Source organism: Rhodopseudomonas palustris, from assembly GCF_003031265.1.
GTDB classification, from domain to species: domain Bacteria; phylum Pseudomonadota; class Alphaproteobacteria; order Rhizobiales; family Xanthobacteraceae; genus Rhodopseudomonas; species Rhodopseudomonas palustris_H.
The window spans coordinates 379,553-398,404 of the sequence record NZ_CP019966.1 but is presented as its reverse complement, the minus strand read 5'-3'; the positions used below and the strand labels follow the sequence as shown (position 1 = coordinate 398,404).

The 18,852-nt window shown below is 65.0% G+C and carries 17 protein-coding genes; 10 read left to right on the top strand and 7 right to left on the bottom strand.

Features of this window, described 5'->3' with window-relative positions; translation table 11 throughout:
• The first annotated feature begins 46 nt into the window (after window positions 1-46).
• Window positions 47-946, top strand: coding sequence for an RNA polymerase sigma factor RpoH (gene rpoH, locus RPPS3_RS01915; protein ID WP_107342595.1), 900 nt, complete (start codon window positions 47-49; stop codon window positions 944-946).
• Between the two features lie 357 nt (window positions 947-1,303).
• Window positions 1,304-1,666, top strand: a complete 363-nt coding sequence (locus RPPS3_RS01905; RefSeq protein WP_107342593.1) for a hypothetical protein — start codon at window positions 1,304-1,306, stop codon at window positions 1,664-1,666.
• A gap of 96 nt (window positions 1,667-1,762) precedes the next feature.
• Here the strand turns inward: RPPS3_RS01905 and bla are convergent, their stop codons facing one another.
• On the bottom strand, window positions 1,763-2,638 hold the full coding sequence (gene bla / locus RPPS3_RS01900; RefSeq protein ID WP_107342592.1) for a class A beta-lactamase: 876 nt from the start codon (window positions 2,636-2,638) through the stop codon (window positions 1,763-1,765).
• Between the two features lie 291 nt (window positions 2,639-2,929).
• Between bla and RPPS3_RS01895 the strand changes: the two genes are divergently transcribed.
• Window positions 2,930-3,805 (top strand): hypothetical protein, encoded by an 876-nt coding sequence (locus tag RPPS3_RS01895; RefSeq protein ID WP_107342591.1) that lies wholly within the window; start codon window positions 2,930-2,932, stop codon window positions 3,803-3,805.
• Window positions 3,806-3,891: 86 nt separating this feature from the next.
• Here the strand turns inward: RPPS3_RS01895 and RPPS3_RS01890 are convergent, their stop codons facing one another.
• Window positions 3,892-5,505, bottom strand: a complete 1,614-nt coding sequence (locus RPPS3_RS01890) for a phosphoenolpyruvate carboxykinase (protein WP_107342590.1) — start codon at window positions 5,503-5,505, stop codon at window positions 3,892-3,894.
• 188 nt (window positions 5,506-5,693) lie between these two features.
• Window positions 5,694-6,428, bottom strand: coding sequence for a HugZ family protein (locus RPPS3_RS01885; protein ID WP_107342589.1), 735 nt, complete (start codon window positions 6,426-6,428; stop codon window positions 5,694-5,696).
• Between the two features lie 233 nt (window positions 6,429-6,661).
• Here RPPS3_RS01885 and RPPS3_RS01880 point away from each other — a divergent pair, with 233 nt between their 5' ends.
• The 5 genes from RPPS3_RS01880 to RPPS3_RS01860 all read left to right on the top strand — a co-directional run bounded on the left by RPPS3_RS01880 (window position 6,662) and on the right by RPPS3_RS01860 (window position 10,653).
• Window positions 6,662-7,363, top strand: coding sequence for a response regulator transcription factor (locus RPPS3_RS01880; RefSeq protein ID WP_011155926.1), 702 nt, complete (start codon window positions 6,662-6,664; stop codon window positions 7,361-7,363).
• 105 nt (window positions 7,364-7,468) lie between these two features.
• Window positions 7,469-9,271, top strand: coding sequence for a sensor histidine kinase (locus RPPS3_RS01875; protein WP_107342588.1), 1,803 nt, complete (start codon window positions 7,469-7,471; stop codon window positions 9,269-9,271).
• Window positions 9,268-9,735 (top strand): HPr kinase/phosphorylase, encoded by a 468-nt coding sequence (locus tag RPPS3_RS01870; protein WP_107342587.1) that lies wholly within the window; start codon window positions 9,268-9,270, stop codon window positions 9,733-9,735. The genes RPPS3_RS01875 and RPPS3_RS01870 overlap by 4 nt, the downstream gene beginning before the upstream one ends.
• 187 nt (window positions 9,736-9,922) lie before the next feature.
• Window positions 9,923-10,324, top strand: a complete 402-nt coding sequence (locus tag RPPS3_RS01865; protein WP_011155923.1) for a PTS sugar transporter subunit IIA — start codon at window positions 9,923-9,925, stop codon at window positions 10,322-10,324.
• Entirely contained in the window at window positions 10,321-10,653 is a 333-nt protein-coding gene (locus RPPS3_RS01860; protein ID WP_012494088.1) for an HPr family phosphocarrier protein, read from the top strand. The genes RPPS3_RS01865 and RPPS3_RS01860 overlap by 4 nt, the downstream gene beginning before the upstream one ends.
• A 30-nt stretch (window positions 10,654-10,683) precedes the next feature.
• Here the strand turns inward: RPPS3_RS01860 and RPPS3_RS01855 are convergent, their stop codons facing one another.
• Complete coding sequence (locus RPPS3_RS01855; RefSeq protein ID WP_107342586.1) at window positions 10,684-12,222, bottom strand: glycosyltransferase family 39 protein; 1,539 nt, start codon at window positions 12,220-12,222, stop codon at window positions 10,684-10,686.
• Between the two features lie 144 nt (window positions 12,223-12,366).
• Between RPPS3_RS01855 and lepA the strand changes: the two genes are divergently transcribed.
• Complete coding sequence (gene lepA, locus RPPS3_RS01850) at window positions 12,367-14,178, top strand: translation elongation factor 4 (protein WP_107342585.1); 1,812 nt, start codon at window positions 12,367-12,369, stop codon at window positions 14,176-14,178.
• A gap of 6 nt (window positions 14,179-14,184) precedes the next feature.
• On the opposite strand, the gene RPPS3_RS01845 is transcribed toward lepA, so the two are convergent.
• From RPPS3_RS01845 to RPPS3_RS01835, 3 genes are read right to left on the bottom strand one after another with little or no spacing between them, the layout of a single operon-like run.
• On the bottom strand, window positions 14,185-15,006 hold the full coding sequence (locus RPPS3_RS01845) for a hypothetical protein (protein ID WP_107342584.1): 822 nt from the start codon (window positions 15,004-15,006) through the stop codon (window positions 14,185-14,187).
• Between the two features lie 3 nt (window positions 15,007-15,009).
• Complete coding sequence (locus RPPS3_RS01840) at window positions 15,010-15,429, bottom strand: very short patch repair endonuclease (protein WP_107342583.1); 420 nt, start codon at window positions 15,427-15,429, stop codon at window positions 15,010-15,012.
• Window positions 15,426-16,598, bottom strand: a complete 1,173-nt coding sequence (locus RPPS3_RS01835; protein ID WP_107342582.1) for a DNA cytosine methyltransferase — start codon at window positions 16,596-16,598, stop codon at window positions 15,426-15,428. The genes RPPS3_RS01840 and RPPS3_RS01835 overlap by 4 nt, the downstream gene beginning before the upstream one ends.
• 389 nt (window positions 16,599-16,987) lie before the next feature.
• Between RPPS3_RS01835 and aceK the strand changes: the two genes are divergently transcribed.
• On the top strand, window positions 16,988-18,820 hold the full coding sequence (gene aceK, locus RPPS3_RS01830) for a bifunctional isocitrate dehydrogenase kinase/phosphatase (protein ID WP_107342581.1): 1,833 nt from the start codon (window positions 16,988-16,990) through the stop codon (window positions 18,818-18,820).
• Window positions 18,821-18,852: the final 32 nt, after the last annotated feature.

The window sequence follows — 18,852 nt, the reverse complement described above, 5'->3', positions numbered from 1 at the left end:
TGGCCGCCCGCTATCGGGGGCCTGAAACCCAATTGGAGGGCGCTGAATGGCCCGTGCTGCTACGCTCCCGGTCCTCAACGGAGAATCCGGCCTCGCTCGTTACCTTGCGGAAATCCGCAAGTTTCCGATGCTCGAGCCCGGCCAAGAGTACATGCTCGCCAAGCGCTGGCGCGAACACGGTGATCGCGACGCGGCGCATCAACTCGTCACCAGCCACCTTCGCCTCGTCGCCAAGATCGCGATGGGCTACCGCGGCTATGGCCTGCCGATTTCCGAAGTCGTCTCCGAAGGCAACGTCGGCCTGATGCAGGCAGTGAAGCGGTTCGAGCCCGAGAAGGGCTTCCGCCTCGCCACCTACGCGATGTGGTGGATCAAGGCGTCGATTCAAGAGTACATCCTGCGTTCGTGGTCACTTGTGAAGATGGGGACCACCGCGAACCAGAAGAAGCTGTTCTTCAACCTGCGTAAGGCGAAGAGCAAGATCTCGGCGCTGGACGAGGGTGATCTGCATCCCGACCAGGTCAAGCTGATCGCGACCCGTCTCGGCGTCACCGAGCAGGACGTGGTCGACATGAACCGCCGCCTCGGCGGCGACGCCTCGCTCAACGCGCCGATCCGTGACGATGGCGAGCCGGGCGAATGGCAGGACTGGCTGGTCGATCAGTCGCCGAGCCAGGAAGCCGTGATGGCCGAGCACGAAGAGCTCGACCAGCGCCGGGCCGCGCTGAACGGCGCGATCCAGGTGCTCAACCCGCGCGAACGGCGGATCTTCGAGGCCCGCCGCCTCGCCGACGAGCCGATGACGCTGGAAGATCTCGCCGCCGAGTTCGGCGTGTCGCGCGAGCGCGTGCGCCAGATCGAGGTGCGGGCGTTCGAGAAGGTGCAGAGCGCCGTCAAGGGCACCATCGCCCGCCAGGAGCAGGCGGCGCTGGAAGCCGCGCACTGATCGCACGCCGCGATAGACCGAAAGCTACGAACCCCGCCCTCACCGGCGGGGTTTTTGTTTGCGCGCTCGCATCGCGCGCGGACCACTGCCGTATCGCGGCGTTCACGTTGCGAAGCCGATGAGCGCCCTGAAAACACAGATGTAATCCATGCAATCCTCCTTGGTCTTGAAAGGAGGAAGCCTAATGCCCGGACCGAGGGGACGCAGCTGTCGGTCGTGGGCGCCGATTACAGCGATTAAGACAGGAGCTACATCGCCGGCGCAGGGGCTGTGGCCAACCGACGCGCCAATCCTTAACACACTGTTAACCCGCCGGGTGTGGAGTGCCCGGGCGAGATTCGTCATGGGAGCCGCGCGATGGCTGACATCATGAGCGTGCTGGCGTCGGGTTATACGTCCGCGGCGCTGCAGACGCCGTCGAAGACCAAATACGTCAATGTCGATCCGGCGCTCTACAACGGCACCTGGACCGGCACCTATTCGAACACCAAGAAGTTCTCGATCACCGTCTCCGACGTGCAGGGCTTCCGCGCGCAGGTGAAGTATCAAAGCGAAGGCACGGTGAAGTATCAGAGCGTGCTGATCAAGGACGGCTCGTTCCGGATCGGCGATACCAAGTTCGCGCTCGGCAAGAACGACACCGCCTCGATCCGCAACGTCGTCACCGATCCGGCCACCGGCCAGACCCAGCTCGTCACCGGCACGGCCAAGCGAAGCTGAGGCATCGCGCTCGCGGCTGCCCCTCGGCGGCTGTTTCGAGCGCGTCATTTTCATCAGTTGCCGTCATGGCCGGGCTCGTCCGCGCCCTCGCGCGGCTCAGCCGCGCATGGCGTCCGCCACCGCGGCGCCGACATCCGCAATGATCTTGTTCTGCTGATCGCGCGCCACCGCCGCGCCGGTGAGATACACCGTGACGATCAGCGGCGCACGCTGCGGCGGCCAGAGCACGGCGACGTCGTTGGCAGTGCCGTGGTCTCCGGTGCCGGTCTTGTCCGCCACGACCCAGCCGGACGGCACGCCGGCCCGCAGGCGGGTGCCGCCGGTGGTGTTGGCCTTCAGCCAAGCAATCAGTTGCGCGCGCGACGTCGCCGATAGGGCATCGGCCAGCGTGAGCGCGCGCAGAGTCTGCGCCATCGCACGCGGCGAGGTCGTGTCGCGCGGATCGCCGGGCAGGGCTTCGTTAAGTTCCGTTTCGATGCGATCGAGCCGCGTGGTCTCGTCGCCGAGTGATCGCGCGAACGCCGTGAGCCCGGCCGGCCCGCCGAAGCTCGCCAGCAACAGATTGCCGGCGGTGTTGTCGCTCAGCGTGACCGCGGCCTCGCACAGCTCGGCAATCGTCATGCCGCCCTCGACGTGTTTCTCGGTCGCCGGCGAATAGGTGACGAGATCCGACTTGGTGTAGTTGACCCGGCGATCGAGGTTGTCCTGCCTGCGGTCGACCCGCGCCAGCACCAGACCGGCGGCGAGCGCCTTGAAGGTGCTGCACATCGGAAACCGCTCGTCGAGACGATGACCGATCATGCGGCCGCTGGCGGTATCGAGCACGCCGACACCGAGCCGGCCGCTGCTGCCGGCTTCGAGCCGCGCGCACGTATCGGCGAGTGCGTCGGCTGCCAGCGCGGCGGAACTGCCGAACAGGCCTAAGCCGGCAAGCCCCGTCGCCGCCTTCATCAATTCACGCCGATCGATCATTCATCACCTGCTACGCAAAGATTTGCGCGATATGTATCAGGACGAAACGAGGCGGTGTTGCGGCCACTTTGTCATCCAACGCGACGATCGGGCGGGCGCCGTCGCGCCGATCTGCGACAGTGCGCCTCAGGCCGCGGCGGGGCGTCTGCAACAGCACTGTCATGCAGCATCGGTAATTCGCAGTCGATGTCTCGTCATCGACCGCCTGATGCGGATCGCACGTCGCGCCCGATCCGGACCGCGCCTGCGCGATCGCATCGCCTCCGTTCAGTTCCCACCAAGGGCCAACTCATGCGCAACACCTTGCTGACTTCGATTACTTCCGCGCTCATCGCCGTGGCGGTCTCCGCCGGCGTCGCCGCTGCCGCCGATGGCACGATCGACAACAGCGCGCTGTCGAAATCCGAATTCCGCGATCACGCTCGCACTTTCGGCCTGGTCTACACGCTGCCGCAGAACGTCAACGACGTGCTCGACAACACCATCCGCGGCCCGCTGAAAGAAAAGCTGCTGAACGCCAAGCTCGACACCGAAGCGCAGATGTTCAACATCCCGCACGTCACCGTGGTGCACGTCCACAGCGCCGATCCGGCGACGCCGGAGAAGATGCTGGCGGCGATGCCGAAGCTGCCGCCGGTGCTCACCGTCAAGCTGAAGACGTTCTACACCACCGAAGCCGCCAAAGGCGCCGGCCGTCCGTGGTGGTTCGACCTCGGTGTTGTCAAGGAAGGCAAGAGCTTCGACGACATGATGGCGTTCAACACCACCGCGACCGCGGCGCTGACTCCGCTGCGCGACGGCCCGCTGCCGCGCTGCACCGGCCCGGTCTATGCGGCGATGGGCGACGCCGCCAAGGATCTGGTCCGCACCGTCGGCGTCAGCGGCGTCAACGTCGTCAAGGACGGCAAGGAGCTGCGCTCGCACAATCCGCACACCACGCTGGTTTACAGCATGGCCAAGTTCACGCCGGAGCTGCAGGCGCAGATGAATCAGGCCGCCAAGGAGTTCAACCAGATCCTGCCGGACGGCATCGACGCCACCTTCAAAACCGTGTCGATCGTCGAGCTCGGCTTTGCCGGCAACGTGCTGCGCGAGGTCTATCGGATCAGCCTCGAAGACGGCGCGGTGACGACCATCGCCACCGGCAAGACCGCGTCGCTGAAGTAATCGTCGTTGCCGGGTGTCCGGCACACGGCCAAGAAAAAGGGCGGCCTTGCGGGCCGCCCTTCGTATTCAATCGATCGCCGGCGCGCTTATTCGGCGGCCATCTTGACGTCCGGCGCGGCGGCGCGGACTTCGGCGTCGACCTGCGCTTCGAACTTGGCGAAGTTCTTCTGGAACATGCCGACCAGCTTGCGGGCGGTGGTGTCGAACGCCGCCTTGTCGGCCCAGGTCTTCACCGGGTCGAGGATTTCGCTCGGCACGCCCGGCAGCGCGGTCGGGACCGCGAAGCCGAAGTAAGGATCGGTGCGGAATTCGACGTTGCGCAAGGAGCCGTCGAGCGCCGCGGTCAGCAGCGCGCGGGTCACCTTGATCGGCATGCGGTGGCCGGTGCCGTAGATGCCGCCGGTCCAGCCGGTGTTGACCAGCCAGCAGTCGACATTGTGCTTGGCGATCAGCTCGCGCAGCATGTTGCCGTACACCGACGGATCGCGCGGCAGGAACGGCGAGCCGAAGCAGGTCGAGAATTCCGGGGTCGGCTCGGTGACGCCACGCTCGGTGCCGGCCACCTTGGCGGTGTAGCCCGACAGGAAGTGATACATCGCCTGCGCCGGGGTCAGCTTGGCGATCGGCGGCATCACGCCGAACGCGTCGGCAGCGAGCATCACCACGTTCTTCGGCTGGCCGGCGCGGCCGGTCAGCGACGCATTCGGGATCGACTCGAGCGGATAGGCCGAGCGGGTGTTCTCGGTCTTGGAGCCGTCGTCGAAGTCCGGCTTGCGGTCGATGTCGCCGAGCACGACGTTCTCGAGCACGGCGCCGAAGCGGGTCGAGGCGGCGTAGATTTCCGGCTCGTTCTCGGCCGACAGCTTGATGCACTTGGCGTAGCAGCCGCCTTCGAAGTTGAAGACGCCGTCCTTGCCCCAGCCGTGCTCGTCGTCGCCGATCAGCGTGCGGTTCGGATCGGCCGACAGGGTGGTCTTGCCGGTGCCGGACAGGCCGAAGAAGATCGCGGTGTCGCCGTTCGGGCCGACGTTGGCCGAGCAGTGCATCGGCAGCACGCCCTTCTCGGGCAGGTAGTAGTTCAGCGTGGTGAACACGCTCTTCTTCATTTCACCGGCGTACTGAGTGCCGCCGATCAGCACGATCTTACGGGCGAAGTCGATCGCGACGACGTTTTCGGAGCGGCAGCCATGGCGCTTCGGATCAGCGCGGAAGCTCGGCAAATCGATCAGCGTCAGCTCGGGAACGAAGTTCTCCAGCTCGGCGCGCTCGGGACGGCGCAGCAGCGTGCGGATGAACAGCGAGTGCCAGGCGAGCTCGGTGTAAACGCGGGTCTTGATGCGGAAGGTCGGATCGGCGCCGCCGTACAGGTCCTGCGCGAACAGGGTCATGCCTTCGGCGTGCTTGAGGAAGTCCTGATACAGCGTCTCGAACTGCTCGGCAGTGATCGACTGATTACCACCCCACCACATGGTGTTTTCGGTGGTGGCGTCGCGCACCGTGAACTTGTCCTTCGGGCTGCGACCGGTGAACACGCCGGTGTCCGCGACAAGCGCGCCATCCGACGACAACACCGCTTCGCTGTTCTTCAGGGCGTGCTCATAGAGCTGAGGTGCACCGAAGTTCCAGTACACGCCTTTGAGATTTTTGAGGCCGAATTTGTCGGTGCCGTAAGCACCGTTATGCACGCCCGTCTCTTGCACGAATAGATCCTCCTCGAATCCGCGTTGTCTCGATCGCGCGATTGCCGCCAACGCGCATCACTGGCCGCGGTAACGTCAATATATACCGCCCTGATCCAGTGGGGCGACTGAATAGTGGCGAACGAGGGGTTTGCCAACCCGGCCGGCATTATTTCGTTTACCGCCGAGCGACATTGCGCTGGCTCAAGTCATTCCGTTTTGCGGGCAATGTCAGCCATGCGTTTCAGCATGTCCCGCAATGCAACAGAGTTTTCCACGCGAGATGGAAAGTCGAGCCGCAGGGTCGCACGCTCACATTGCAGATCTAGACCTTCGGGGTCGATGCCGGTGCAGCGCCAGTCGGCTTCGCCGACGCCGAGTAGCTGAGTTGCGTACAACTTCATTGTATCTGGATGATCGGCATTGATGTGCTCGACCGCCGAAGCCTCGACCTCGAGCAGCGCCTCTGCGCCGGTCAGGTCGGTCAAGTAACGGTCGGGCGAAAGGTCGAGGATGCGGCCGAACCCGGCCACCAGATGCAGCCCCGAGCTCTCGATCTTGAACAGTGAGAAATCGGCGAAGTCGATGTAGCCCTCTGCCCCGGGATGCGCCGCGAGATACCGCCGCCGCCACAGCGGCAGTTCGTCGGGGCGCGCCGCAACGACCTTGCCGACCAACATGATCCGCGCGCCCTCGAGCGGGTCGCCGGCACTCCGCTCATCCAGCATCAGCGATACCCGCGGGTCGGCCAGGACGTTGCGGGTGTGGATCGCAAGGCGGGAGATCAGCAGCAGCGGCGAGCCGTCGGGATGGCTGGCGAGATTGACCAGTGAGCAATACGGCGCACCGTCCTTTTCCATCAGGGTCGCCAGCGCGCCCTCGCGGCGGCGGCGCAGCAGCGATTTGGCGAGCTTGGGGGCGCTGAAATCGGGGGTCGGCTGCATCGAACACCTGTCGATTGGAGTTCAGTTCCTGCCAAGGATTGGCAGGTTGGGCCCTTTGCAGCCCGAAAAACCGGCATATATCAGGGCCGGCTTGGCCCGATCGCGCGAATTCGGAACCGGCCACATTTCAGCCCAGCTTGCATTGCTCGTTGACTGTGCTTTCTGGGCCACCTCACACCGCGGATCGCCGAATCGTTTCGCTGTCTCGCCACGCCGTTTCGGAAAGAAGCCTCATGCCTACAATCGCTTTGGTCGACGACGACCGCAACATTCTGACTTCGGTCTCGATCGCGCTGGAAGCCGAAGGCTACCGGATCATGACCTACACCGACGGCGCCTCTGCGCTCGACGGCTTCCGGACCACGCCGCCCGACCTTGCCATCCTCGACATCAAGATGCCGCGGATGGATGGCATGGAAACGCTGCGCCGGCTGCGGCAGAAGTCAGACCTGCCGGTGATCTTCCTCACCTCCAAGGACGAGGAGATCGACGAGCTGTTCGGCCTGAAGATGGGCGCCGACGATTTCATCCGGAAGCCGTTCTCGCAGCGGCTGCTGGTGGAGCGCGTCAAGGCCGTGCTGCGGCGCTCGGCGCCGAAGGACCCGGCGGCGGCTCCGAAGGAGAACGACGCCAAGGCGCTCGACCGCGGCCCGCTGCGGATGGACCCGGAGCGCCATACCTGCACCTGGAAGAACGAGCCGGTGACCCTGACGGTCACCGAATTCCTGATCCTGCAGGCGCTGGCGACCCGGCCCGGCGTGGTGAAGAGCCGCAATGCCTTGATGGACGCAGCCTATGACGACCAAGTCTATGTCGACGACCGAACCATCGACAGCCACATCAAGCGGCTGCGCAAGAAGTTCAAGGCGGTCGACGACGAGTTCGAGATGATCGAGACGCTGTACGGCGTCGGCTATCGTTTCAAGGAAATCTGATCGGGGCGGCATGTCGCCGGCGCTGCGGCTGACGATGTCGCTGCATTGCGCTACAATCCGCGACGCGCGCTTGGCGCGTGTCGGTAACCATCGGGCTGATGGCCATTGCTAGATCGCACCTCGCCTGATCCAGATGTCCGCGACACCGACGATGATTCCTCGGTGCGCGACGAGACTCCGGTGCACGGCCGCCGTTGGCCGCGGCCGCTCGACTGGGTGCGCCGCACCGGTCAGTTCTTCTTCACGCTCAGCTTCTCGAGCCTGACGCGGCGGATTCTGTCGCTCAATCTCGCCGGCCTGCTCGCGCTGTCGACCAGCATTCTGTACCTGTCGCAATTCCGCGCCGGACTGATCGACGCCCGCGCGCAGAGCCTGCTGGTGCAGGCCGAAATCATCGCCGGCGCGATCGCCGCCTCGGCGACGGTCGAAACCAACACCATCACCATCGATCCCGACCGGCTGCTCGACCTCAAGCCCGGCGAGAGCTACGGCCCGCCGGACGAATATGCGGTGCTGGATTTCCCGATCAATCCGGAGCGCGTCGCGCCGGTGCTGCGGCGGCTGATCTCGCCGACCAAGACCCGCGCGCGGATCTACGATCGCGACGGCGTGCTGATCCTCGACAGCCGCAGCCTGTATGGCCGCGGCGACGTGATGCGGTTCGAGCTGCCGCCGCCGACCGCCGAGAAGCCCGGCATCGTCGAACGGGCGATGATCGCGATCCGCACCTGGTTCAATCGCGGCGACCTGCCGCTGTATCGCGAGCTCGGGCCGGAGAACGGCAACGGCTATCAGGAAGTCGCGCAGTCGCTCAAAGGCCAGAAGAGCAGCATGGTGCGCATCAACGACCGCGGCGAAGTGATCGTCTCGGTGTCGGTGCCGGTGCAGCGCTTCCGCGCGATCTACGGCTCGCTGATGCTGTCGACCCAGGGCGACGACATCGACCAGATGGTCACCGCCGAGCGGCTCGCGATCCTCAAAGTGTTCGGCGTCGCCGCCGTGGTGATGTTCGTGCTGTCGGTGCTGCTGGCCTCGACCATCGCCGGTCCGGTACGCCGTCTCGCCGACGCCGCCGAGCGGGTCCGCCGCCGCATCCGCGCCCGCGTCGAGATCCCGGATTTCACCAAGCGCCGCGACGAGATCGGGCATCTGTCCGGCGCGCTGCGCGACATGACGGACTCGCTCTACAACCGGATCGAGGCGATCGAGCGGTTCGCCGCCGATGTCAGCCACGAATTGAAGAACCCGCTGACCTCGCTGCGCTCGGCGGTGGAAACGCTGCCGCTGGCCAAGACCGACAACAGCCGGGCGCGACTGCTCAGCGTGATCGAACACGACGTCAAACGACTCGACCGGCTGATCTCGGACATTTCCGACGCCAGCCGGCTCGACGCCGAATTGCAGCGCCAGGATGCCGCGCAGGTCGATCTGCGCCGGCTGCTGACGACGCTGACGCTGGTCGCCAACGAGACCCGGCTCGGCCACAACGCGTTGGTCGAGGTGAAATTCGACGGCGCGGCGGCCGATCAGTTCTCGGTGCCCGGCCACGACTCCCGGCTCGGCCAGGTGATCTCCAATCTGCTGTCGAACGCGCAGTCGTTCTCGCGCGAAGGCGGCAAGGTCCGCATCCTGTGCCGCCGCCGCAAGACCGAGATCGAGATCATCGTCGAGGACGAGGGCCCCGGCATTCGCGACGACGCATTCGAGAAGATCTTCGAGCGCTTCTACACCGACCGCCCGCACCAGGGCTTCGGCCAGAATTCGGGCCTCGGCCTGTCGATCTCCAAGCAGATCGTCGAAGCCCATGGCGGCAAGATCTGGGCTGAGAACCGGGTCGGCCCGCGCGGCGAGGACGGCGAGCCGACCATCGCCGGCGCCCGCTTCATCGTCCGGCTGCCGGCGACATGACCGAAGCTGTGCCGCGCACCGTCCATGCCTCCGCCGTGAAGGTCGGGGATCTGGCGGTGGTGATTCGCGGCCCGTCCGGCTCCGGCAAGTCACGGCTGGCCTGGGCGTTGATCCTCGCCGGCCGCGCCGGCCAGATCCCGCCGGTGGAACTTATTGGTGACGACCGTGTCTTCATGGAACCCGACCAGGGACGGGTGACGGTTCGGCAGGTGCCTGAGCTCGCCGGCATGATCGAAATCCGCGGTCTCGGCCTGCGGCGGACGGCTTCGGCCATCCAAGCGGTCGCGGGTCTGGTGGTCGATCTGGACGCTGCGGATGCGTCGCGCATGCCGGAGGCGGCGGCACTGCGGACCGAAATCTGCGGCGTCCAATTGCCGCGGGTTCCGGTCGGGGCCGGCTACGATCCGCTACCCCTGGTGGTGGCAACGCTGACAACAACCGACGCTGCGGAGGAGGACGCTTGATTGGAGGTTTGTTCGCAGCGATTTGGTAACTATATCAGCCACACAATCGTCACTGAACGGCCCCGCCGCAGCTCCTCAGCGCCTTGCCTTCGACGGAGAATCGCGAAGACCCCCTTGCATAGGGGCTCTGGATGGTCAAAGTGACCGGTTCGCGCGGTGCACCACAAGCACCCGCGAGGAGTTTCCGATGATTGGTCTGGTACTTGTGACCCACGGGCGCCTTGCCGACGAGTTCAAGGCAGCGCTGGAACACGTGATGGGGCCACAGCAACAAATCGAAGCCGTCACGATTGGCGCCGAGGACGACGCCGATCTGTGCCGCAGCGACATCATCGAGGCGGTCAACCGCGTCGACAGCGGCGAGGGCGTCGCGATCCTGACCGACATGTTCGGGGGCACGCCGTCCAACCTGGCGATTTCCTGCATGAGCCGGCCGAAAGTCGAAGTGCTTGCCGGCATTAATTTGCCCATGCTGGTGAAGCTCGCCAAAGTCCGCGAGGAACGCTCGCTGCCGGAGGCGATTGCGCTGGCCCAGGAGGCCGGACGCAAATATGTCACCATCGCCAGTCGGGTATTGGCCGGTAAATGACGATCGACGCGCCTCAGCCCGGTTCCGGACCGGACCAAGCCTCCGGCGCTTCCGGCGATAAGATTTCCCGTGAGATCCCGGTCATCAACAAGCGCGGCCTGCATGCGCGGGCCTCGGCCAAGTTCGTGCAGATGGCCGAGCGCTTCAACGCCGAGGTCTGGGTCACCCGCAACGGCGAGACCGTCGGCGGTACCTCGATCATGGGCCTGATGATGCTGGCGGCGGGGATCGGCACCACCGTGACCGTCTCGGCCAGCGGCCCGGAAGCGCGCCAGGCGCTGGATGCGATCACCGAGCTGATGGGCTCGAAGTTCGGCGAAGAAGAATAGCGCTGCCGCCACGCCGGCGGCAACTCCCCGCTATTTCGCGCTCGTCCCCGAAGGCAGCACCAGGAAGAACACGTCGCTGACCCGTCCGCCCGGCTGTCCGAACAGCGGCCGGCTCAGCCACACCTTGCCGCGCAGGATCTGCGGCTGGCCGGCGATGATCTGCTCGGCGGTCGCAATACAGCCCTTGTCCTCGGCCGGGCACACCAGCACGGCGCCGCGCGCCGCGGCCCGCTGCTTCAGCGCAGCGAGGTCGGCGGTTTCGAAGCCCAGCGTGTCGGTGCGTAGATAGAAAGCGGTATTCTCGGCCAGCACGGTTTCGCCGGCGACCAGCGGCACCGCCTCGTCGCTGTGCCGGCGCCATTCGCGGTCGACGTGGTCGGCGAGCAGCGAGGCGTATTCGAACGGTCCCGGCGGATCGCTGAGGTGGATCACCAGCGCCACCACCGGCGACAGCGCCAGCGAGCCGAGCGACACCGCGGAGGCGACGATCAGCCCGCGCCGCACCGCCTCGCGCCCGACCACGATCAGCGGCGAGGCCAGCAGCACGACCGGCAGCAGCGTGTAGGCCGGCATCGCCCAGAGCGGCACGATGCGGATGCCGGTCGCCAGCGCCACCGGCATCGGCGCCACGATCAGCAGCAGCTGGATCAGCAGGATGGTGCGCCGCTCGGGCTCGGCGGGCCATGCGATGTCGGCCAGCGCCGCGCGCGACGGCTGCAGCACCACCGCGGCGGTGATCAAGGCCACCGCCGCATAGGCGACGGCGCCGGGCAGATAGGTCAGCGTATCCCGCAGGTTATCGGCCAAATCCGCCGACTCGTGCGCGGCCGCATAGGCGAAGGTCGGAAAGCCGTGGTCGGCGAGCCACCAGACGTGCGGGCCCAGCACCAGGCCGCCGCACAGGATCATCAGCCACGGCGCCGGAGAGGCGAACAACCGGCCGCGCCGCGGATCGATCAGCGCCGCCAGCCCCAGCGCGACGACCAGCACGATCGACCAGTATTTCCCCAGCATCGAGGCGCCAGCAAACGCCCCCGCAAGCGCCCCCCACAGCGCCGCACGACTCTCCAGCGCCCGCAAAAAGCAATGGATAGTCAGTGCCCACAGCGGCAGCAGCACCGCATTGGCGTTGTATTTCAGTGCGATGAAATTGAAGAACGGGATCAGCGTCAGCAGTGCCAGCCCGAACAGCGACTTCTCGGCGTCCATGTAGCGCCGCATCGTCCGCCAGGCGATGTACAGCGTCAGCGCGATATTGGCGGTCGCCAGCAGGTGGACCGACAGATCGGACGGCGGAACCAGGGTGAACCAGGCGCGCGCCACCCAGGCCGAGAACGGCGGATGCTTGTCGGTGCCGAGTGCCAGATGCCGCGACCAGCCATACAGCTCGGTCTCGTCGGCGTGCAGGTCGCGCGGCCAAGTGGCGATGATGCGGTATGCGGTCCACACCGCCATATAGGCGAGCAGCGTCCAGATAACGGTAAGCTCCTGCCGCTTGGGATCGAGCAGGGCATCGAGCCAGCGCGTCAGTGGAGCGAAGGGGCGGCGGGGGGTAGAGGGAGGGGACATCCGGGCCCTGGGCTTGAGGCGTAGCGCGGCGGACATCATCCGCTTCCGCCGGCCGCGTCAAGCGCGGCAAAACTAGCGGTTTTTCGGGAGGTTGCGGCTTCCGTTCGCCTTGCCGGGCCTGAGTCGCGATGCTATCTGGCCGCCATGACAACCGCCCCCATCGACAATATCCGCAACTTCTCCATCGTCGCCCATATCGACCATGGCAAGTCGACGCTCGCCGACCGTCTGATCCAGATGACCGGCGCGCTCAGCGACCGCGAAATGGCCGGCAAGGAGCAGGTGCTGGACTCGATGGACATCGAGCGCGAGCGCGGCATCACCATCAAGGCGCAGACCGTGCGCCTGACCTACCGGGCGCAGGACGGCAAGGACTACATCTTCAATTTGATGGACACGCCCGGCCACGTCGACTTCGCCTACGAAGTTTCGCGGTCGCTGGCCGCGTGCGAGGGTTCGCTGCTGGTGGTCGACGCCTCGCAGGGTGTCGAAGCGCAGACGCTCGCCAACGTCTATCACGCGCTCGACGCCAACCACGAAATCGTCCCGGTGCTCAACAAGGTCGACCTGCCGGCGGCCGAGCCCGAGAAGATCAAGCAGCAGATCGAGGACGTGATCGGCCTCGATGCCTCCGACGCGGTGATGATCTCGGCTAAGACCGGCCTCGGCATCCCCGACGTGCTGGAGGCGATCGTCAAGCGTCTGCCGCCGCCGAAGGGCGATCGCGACGCGACCCTGAAGGCGCTGCTGGTCGACTCTTGGTACGACGTCTATCTCGGCGTCGTGGTGCTGGTGCGCGTCGTCGATGGCGTGCTGAAGAAGGGCCAGCGGATCCGGATGATGGGCACCGGCGCCGCCTACGACGTCGAGCGCGTCGGCTACTTCACGCCCAAGATGGTCAATGTCGAAGAGCTCGGCCCGGGCGAGGTCGGCTTCATCACCGCGGCGATCAAGGAAGTCGCCGACACCCGCGTCGGCGACACCATCACGGACGACAAGAAGCCAGTCACCGACATGCTGCCGGGCTTCAAGCCCGCCGTGCCGGTGGTGTTCTGCGGCCTATTCCCGGTCGACGCCGACGATTTCGAAACGCTGCGCGCCGCGATGGGCAAGCTGCGGCTGAACGACGCCAGCTTCTCGTTCGAGATGGAAACCTCGGCCGCGCTCGGCTTCGGCTTCCGCTGCGGCTTCCTCGGTCTGTTGCACCTCGAGATCATCCAGGAGCGGCTCAGCCGCGAGTTCGATCTCGACCTGATCGCGACCGCGCCGAGCGTGATCTACAAGATGAAGCTGACCGACGGCACCGAGATGGAGATCCACAATCCGGTCGACATGCCGGACGTGGTCAAGATCGCCGAGATCCAGGAACCGTGGATCGAGGCCACCATCCTGACGCCCGACGAATATCTCGGCTCGGTGCTGAAGCTGTGCCAGGACCGCCGCGGCAATCAGAAAGAGCTGACCTACGTCGGCGCCCGCGCGATGGTGAAGTACGACCTGCCTCTCAACGAGGTGGTGTTCGACTTCTACGACCGGCTCAAGAGCGTGTCGAAGGGCTACGCCTCGTTCGACTATCACCTCACCGACTACAAGCCGGCAGACCTGGTGAAGATGCAGATCCTGGTCAATGCCGAGCCTGTCGACGCGCTGTCGATGCTGGTGCACCGGACGCGCGCCGAAGGCCGCGGCCGTGCCATGGTCGAGAAGATGAAAGAGCTGATCCCGCCGCACATGTTCCAGATCCCGATCCAGGCGGCGATCGGCGGCAAGGTGATCGCCCGCGAAACCGTCCGCGCCCTGCGCAAGGACGTCACCGCCAAGTGCTACGGCGGCGACATCACCCGAAAGCGCAAACTTCTGGAGAAACAGAAGGAGGGCAAGAAGAAGATGCGGCAGTTCGGCAAGGTCGACATCCCGCAGGAAGCCTTCATCGCGGCGTTGAAGGTGGATAGCTGAGGGAACCTAGATCTCCTCGTCATCCTCTTGGCGCTCAGGCGTAGCGAGAATCTCCGTATCGCCCTCGGCCCATTTGAATACCGACTTGTTCCGTGCATCGTAGGCTTCGACGATTGTGCTGATCGCTTGTTCGAAGGTCATCAGGGACGAAGGACGTCCGGTGCGAGGCGGCGCGTCCATCACATCGAAGAACCCGGTAACGCCAAAGCTCGCTGGCTCGGCATCATATGGCCCGACCAATATCCTCTCGAAGAGAGTCGTATCGTCGACCGGCTTTTCGCGACCGGCCCGATAGCGAAATGTTTGGATCGCCTGTCCGAAGCTCGACGGCGCACTACCCCCGTCATCACAGGCATCGAGCGGAACAAAGACGACCGCACACAGCACCGAATACGGCTGCCGCTCATGGTAGTCTGCAGCTTCGGCCCTCAGCTCGTTGTCGACGCGCGTGTAGTTCTTCGTATAGCGTTTGGTCTTGGCGTCGCGAAAATTGATCGTCTTGATCGAAACTCCGAGCCCCAACCCGAGCTCGACCGTCGAGTAATTCACGTCGAGCTTCTTCAGACCTTTGCCGGTTCGTGCTTTTGATTCTTGGCCGAGACCGTCAGGGTTCGGCAAGATTCCGTCGAACGATTTTCGAAGGGCGTCCGCAAACCGTTGTGACAGAGCGCGCGAAAGGCTTTCTGCGTAGTTCTTTTTGTCGGTAGCAGACCCCTTCTCGACAACGCTGCGATCACCGGCCCAATCGAGCTCCCGGCGAATCGAATTCTCCGACACGTCGGTCTTGTTCGTCGTGAACCGCCTTGTTGGTGTCTTGGCTTTCGCCATCGGCTACCTCATCAGCGCTTTCAGCCGACGTCGCACTTTAGTCGGCGTGCGAGTTTCGCATTCCCAGATCGTCACCACTCTGAACCCCAATGCCCGCAGCAAGCGCGTCTTGATCTTGTCCCGCTTTACGTTCGCCGCGAACTTCGCCAACCAGAAATCCCGATTACGGGTCGGTGTCGTTGTTCGACCACATCCCTGATGACGATGCCAGAAACAGCCGTTGACGAATATCGCCCAATGTTGGGTCTTGTTGGCGAAGTCGGGCGACCCCGGCAGGGACTTGACGTTGCGACGAAAGCGCAAACCCGATTGACGGAGGATCGCCGCCACGTCGTCTTCGGCCTTGGTACCTGTCTGACGGACGCGCCGCATCAATGCGGAGCGTGCCGGGTCCGTGGGCTTCTCGTAACCCAGTGATGTCATTCCGCGGCGAGGAGCAGGCGGCTCGGCTCGACGAACGAGTCGATGGCGCGAACGTGCTCGAGATGATTGCGAACCTTGTCCTTGAAGCCCGGTACGAACCGCAGGCTGCTTTTCTCGATCCGCGACAGAAACCCTGCCGTCGCTCGTGCCGACAACAGATTTGGCTCGTGGCGGAGAAAGTTTTCGAGGCGGTCGCGTTTGGCCCATTTCGGAAACTCGGAGATCGACACCGAGCGCCGAACTTTTCCGTCGGACCGCGCAGCTTTCGGCCAGTTCCCCTTCACCACGTCAGCGCCGTCGCGTGACGGATTGTAAGTTCCGGGTTTCACCAGACGCTTTCCGATCCACGCGGCGACCGGTGTACTCACGGCGTTTCCGACCAGTGACCATCGGAAAGATGCGCGCGCGACCTGTTCCGCGGGCTTCGTCCAATCCGCTGGCAAACCCTGGAGCCGCTCGGCGTCTCGAATGTCGGGCGTGACGATCTCGCCGTTCGTCAGCAGAATCGCCGGCGGTGACGGAATGCCGATCGTGGATCCGTTCTTGAGGGTCGGCACGCAGTCAGGTCCCCATCCCAACCCGCGCGTTCCTTCGGTCCAATAGAACCCGTGGGCGTGGCTCTGCAAGTTGGTCTGAAACTCCGCCGGCTCCGTGTCGTCGACCAAAAGAACGTCGGCGGGATCGCCTTCGAGGCTCGCCAGGAAGAACACCCGCGCGCGGCGATGTGGCAGGAAGCTCAGCGAGTTCACGACACGGTAGGCCCAGCGATAACCACGCTGTTCGAATTCTGTGACCAGACGAGTCATGGCGCTGCCGGCATCGAGGCGCAACATGAAGGAGACGTTTTCCAGCAGCACCCATTTCGGCCGGCTGCGGTCGATCAGCCGGAAGACGTGACTGACCAGACCGGACTTCCGCCCCTTGATGCCCGCCGTCTTTCCCGCCTGACTGAGGTCTTGGCAGGGGAATCCAGCCGTTAGTAGTTCTGTGCCCGTCGGCAGCGAACGGAGGTCCGCAACGTCGCCGACATTCGGTACGCCTGCGAAGCGGCGCTCCAGCACTGCAGCAGCGGGATCCCATATCTCTGAAAGCACGAGGGTCTCATGGCCGGCCCGATGCAATCCGAGCTCCAGCCCCCCAACGCCGGCAAAGAGTCCTGCAATTTTCATGATGCCCTCGCCGGCAATGTTCCCTAATCGTTCGCATTTGGCAAGTTCTGTTTCAGAGCACGCGCCTAGCTTTTCGCGCTGGGAGACGGCCTACGCAGAGAACCGAATGGGGACGCATCCGAGAGGCGTCCCGCGGGGCCAGGATCTCGCCCCTGTCCGCATCGATCGCCAAGCCACGCTCGTTGCGGCTGTGGGAGACGCGCAGCTCCGACACATTGTCGCATCCGTCTTTCGGCGGGGGGTGTTTTGCGTCAGATCACGCTTGGAGGTGCCAAAGCCTCCCATGATGGCACAATCGCCCCGGTGGTTCGGTCCGGTGGCCGGCTGGGCGGCCGGTCCGGACGGGCAGCCGGAGGCGCGACCTGACGAGATGCGCTGACCCCGACGCAATGACCGCAACCATTTCCCACACCCGCGCCCGGCCGCTCGGCGCCGCCGAGATCGAGCACGCCACGCGGATTGCCGAGCCCGATTTCGACCTGCTCGACGCGCTGTACCGCACCGACGATCCCGACGATCAGGCGCGCCTGCTGGCGCGCGTGGTGCTGTCGGCGTTCGACAACTACTACTCGGTGTCGCGGCGGATTCCGGCGCTGGCGCAGGCGGCGTTCGAGGCGCGCGATTGGCCGGTGACGGTGCGGCTGTCGAAGATCCGGATCGGGCTGTACACCGCCTGCATCGACCAGCTCGTGCCGCTGTTGAAAGCCGGGCTGCCGGAGCTGACGACCGACGAGCAGCTGTGGCCGACCGCCGAGGCTGAACTGCTCGCCGCGATCGAGGGCCGCTACGAGGCGGACTTCGCCTTCGCGTTCTGGCAGTCGCTGCGCCGCAAGCTGGTGAGCGACGAATGGCGGCCAGTCTCCTATGACGCCGGCGCCACCACACGGCGCACCACCTCGCCAACAGCGGTGCTGAAGACCACCACCACCACGCTGCCGATCACCGCCGAGGTGATCGCCGGGATTCTCGGCGACGCCGGCTTCAGCGTGCCATGGCGCGATCGCGACGGCGACGCGGCACTCGCAGCGCAAGCGATCGAGACGGCGCTGGAGCCGCTCAGCCCGCGTCCCGGCGAGCCGGTCAAGATCGAGATCGCCGACTCCGGTTTCTTCCGCAATCGTGGCGCCTGCCTGGTTGGCCGGATCAAACTGCGCGACCGCGGCGACATGCCGATGCGCAACCTGCCGCTGCTGATCGCTCTGCTCAACGAGAAGGACGGGCTGGTCGTCGATGCGGTGCTGACCGACAGCGACGAGCTGCAATATGCGTTCTCGTCGACGCTGGCGAACTATCACGCCACCAACCCGCGCTACCACGAGCTGGCCCGGCTGCTTCATGAGCTGATGCCGAAGCGGCCGCTCGGCACGCAATATTCGTGCATCGGCTTCCATCACCTCGGCAAGGTCGCGGTGATGACCGAGATCCTGGCCGAACATCGCAAGACCAAGGAAAAGCTCGCCACCGCACCGGGCTTCAAGGGCACGGTTGCGATCGCTTTCACGATGCCGTCGTCGGCCTATGTGCTGAAGATCATCCGCGACCATCCGACCGACGACTACAAGTTCGATTATTTCGACGGCCTCGACGAGGTGCTGCGCAAATACAATCTGGTGCATGAGATCGATCGCGCCGGATCGATGCTCGACAACATCATCTATTCCAACGTCAAGCTCGACCGCGCGATGTTCGCGCCCGAGCTGCTCGACGAACTGCTGGAAGCCGGGATCGGCACGGTAACGCTCGATCGCGGCGCGCTGGTGTTCCGGCATCTGATCGTGCAGATCAAACTGACGCCGCTGCCGCTGTATCTCGCCAACGCGTCCGCAGCCGAATCCCGTGCCGCGGTGATCAATCTCGGCGACTGCATCAAAAACAACGCCGCGGCCGATATCTTCAACAAGGATCTCGACGGCCGCAATTACGGCGTCAGCCGCATCCGCAAAGTCTATCTGTTCGACTACGACGCGGTGGAGCCGCTGACCTCGGTCACCGTACGCCGTGACGACGCTGCGCCGGGTGAATTCGACAACGGCATGGTGTTCCGGCCGCAGGAAATGCTGGAGGGGCTGCGGATCGATGACCCCGGCCTGCGCCGCGCCTTCCGCGACGCGCATCCGGAGCTGATGCAGGCCGATTACTGGGAAGGCATGCAGCAGGCGCTCCGCGACGGCAAGGTGCCGAAGGTGATGAATTATCCGGCGGCACGGCGGCTGCGGCGGTAAGCGCGCGCGACCCAGACGCCCCGGCCCTTGCC

Excerpts from the sequence above, each read along its gene's own strand:
- bla (WP_107342592.1), bottom strand. The coding sequence starts at position 2,638 with ATGATCGATCGGCGTGAATTGATGAAGGCGGCGACGGGGCTTGCCGGC.
- RPPS3_RS01840 (WP_107342583.1), bottom strand. The coding sequence starts at position 15,429 with ATGACATCACTGGGTTACGAGAAGCCCACGGACCCGGCACGCTCCGCA.
- lepA (WP_107342585.1), top strand. The coding sequence starts at position 12,367 with ATGACAACCGCCCCCATCGACAATATCCGCAACTTCTCCATCGTCGCC.
- RPPS3_RS01860 (WP_012494088.1), top strand. The coding sequence starts at position 10,321 with ATGACGATCGACGCGCCTCAGCCCGGTTCCGGACCGGACCAAGCCTCC.
- RPPS3_RS01895 (WP_107342591.1), top strand. The coding sequence starts at position 2,930 with ATGCGCAACACCTTGCTGACTTCGATTACTTCCGCGCTCATCGCCGTG.
- RPPS3_RS01880 (WP_011155926.1), top strand. The coding sequence starts at position 6,662 with ATGCCTACAATCGCTTTGGTCGACGACGACCGCAACATTCTGACTTCG.
- RPPS3_RS01885 (WP_107342589.1), bottom strand. The coding sequence starts at position 6,428 with ATGCAGCCGACCCCCGATTTCAGCGCCCCCAAGCTCGCCAAATCGCTG.
- RPPS3_RS01835 (WP_107342582.1), bottom strand. The coding sequence starts at position 16,598 with ATGAAAATTGCAGGACTCTTTGCCGGCGTTGGGGGGCTGGAGCTCGGA.
- RPPS3_RS01870 (WP_107342587.1), top strand. The coding sequence starts at position 9,268 with ATGACCGAAGCTGTGCCGCGCACCGTCCATGCCTCCGCCGTGAAGGTC.
- RPPS3_RS01855 (WP_107342586.1), bottom strand. The coding sequence starts at position 12,222 with ATGTCCCCTCCCTCTACCCCCCGCCGCCCCTTCGCTCCACTGACGCGC.
- RPPS3_RS01845 (WP_107342584.1), bottom strand. The coding sequence starts at position 15,006 with ATGGCGAAAGCCAAGACACCAACAAGGCGGTTCACGACGAACAAGACC.
- rpoH (WP_107342595.1), top strand. The coding sequence starts at position 47 with ATGGCCCGTGCTGCTACGCTCCCGGTCCTCAACGGAGAATCCGGCCTC.
- RPPS3_RS01905 (WP_107342593.1), top strand. The coding sequence starts at position 1,304 with ATGGCTGACATCATGAGCGTGCTGGCGTCGGGTTATACGTCCGCGGCG.
- aceK (WP_107342581.1), top strand. The coding sequence starts at position 16,988 with ATGACCGCAACCATTTCCCACACCCGCGCCCGGCCGCTCGGCGCCGCC.
- RPPS3_RS01865 (WP_011155923.1), top strand. The coding sequence starts at position 9,923 with ATGATTGGTCTGGTACTTGTGACCCACGGGCGCCTTGCCGACGAGTTC.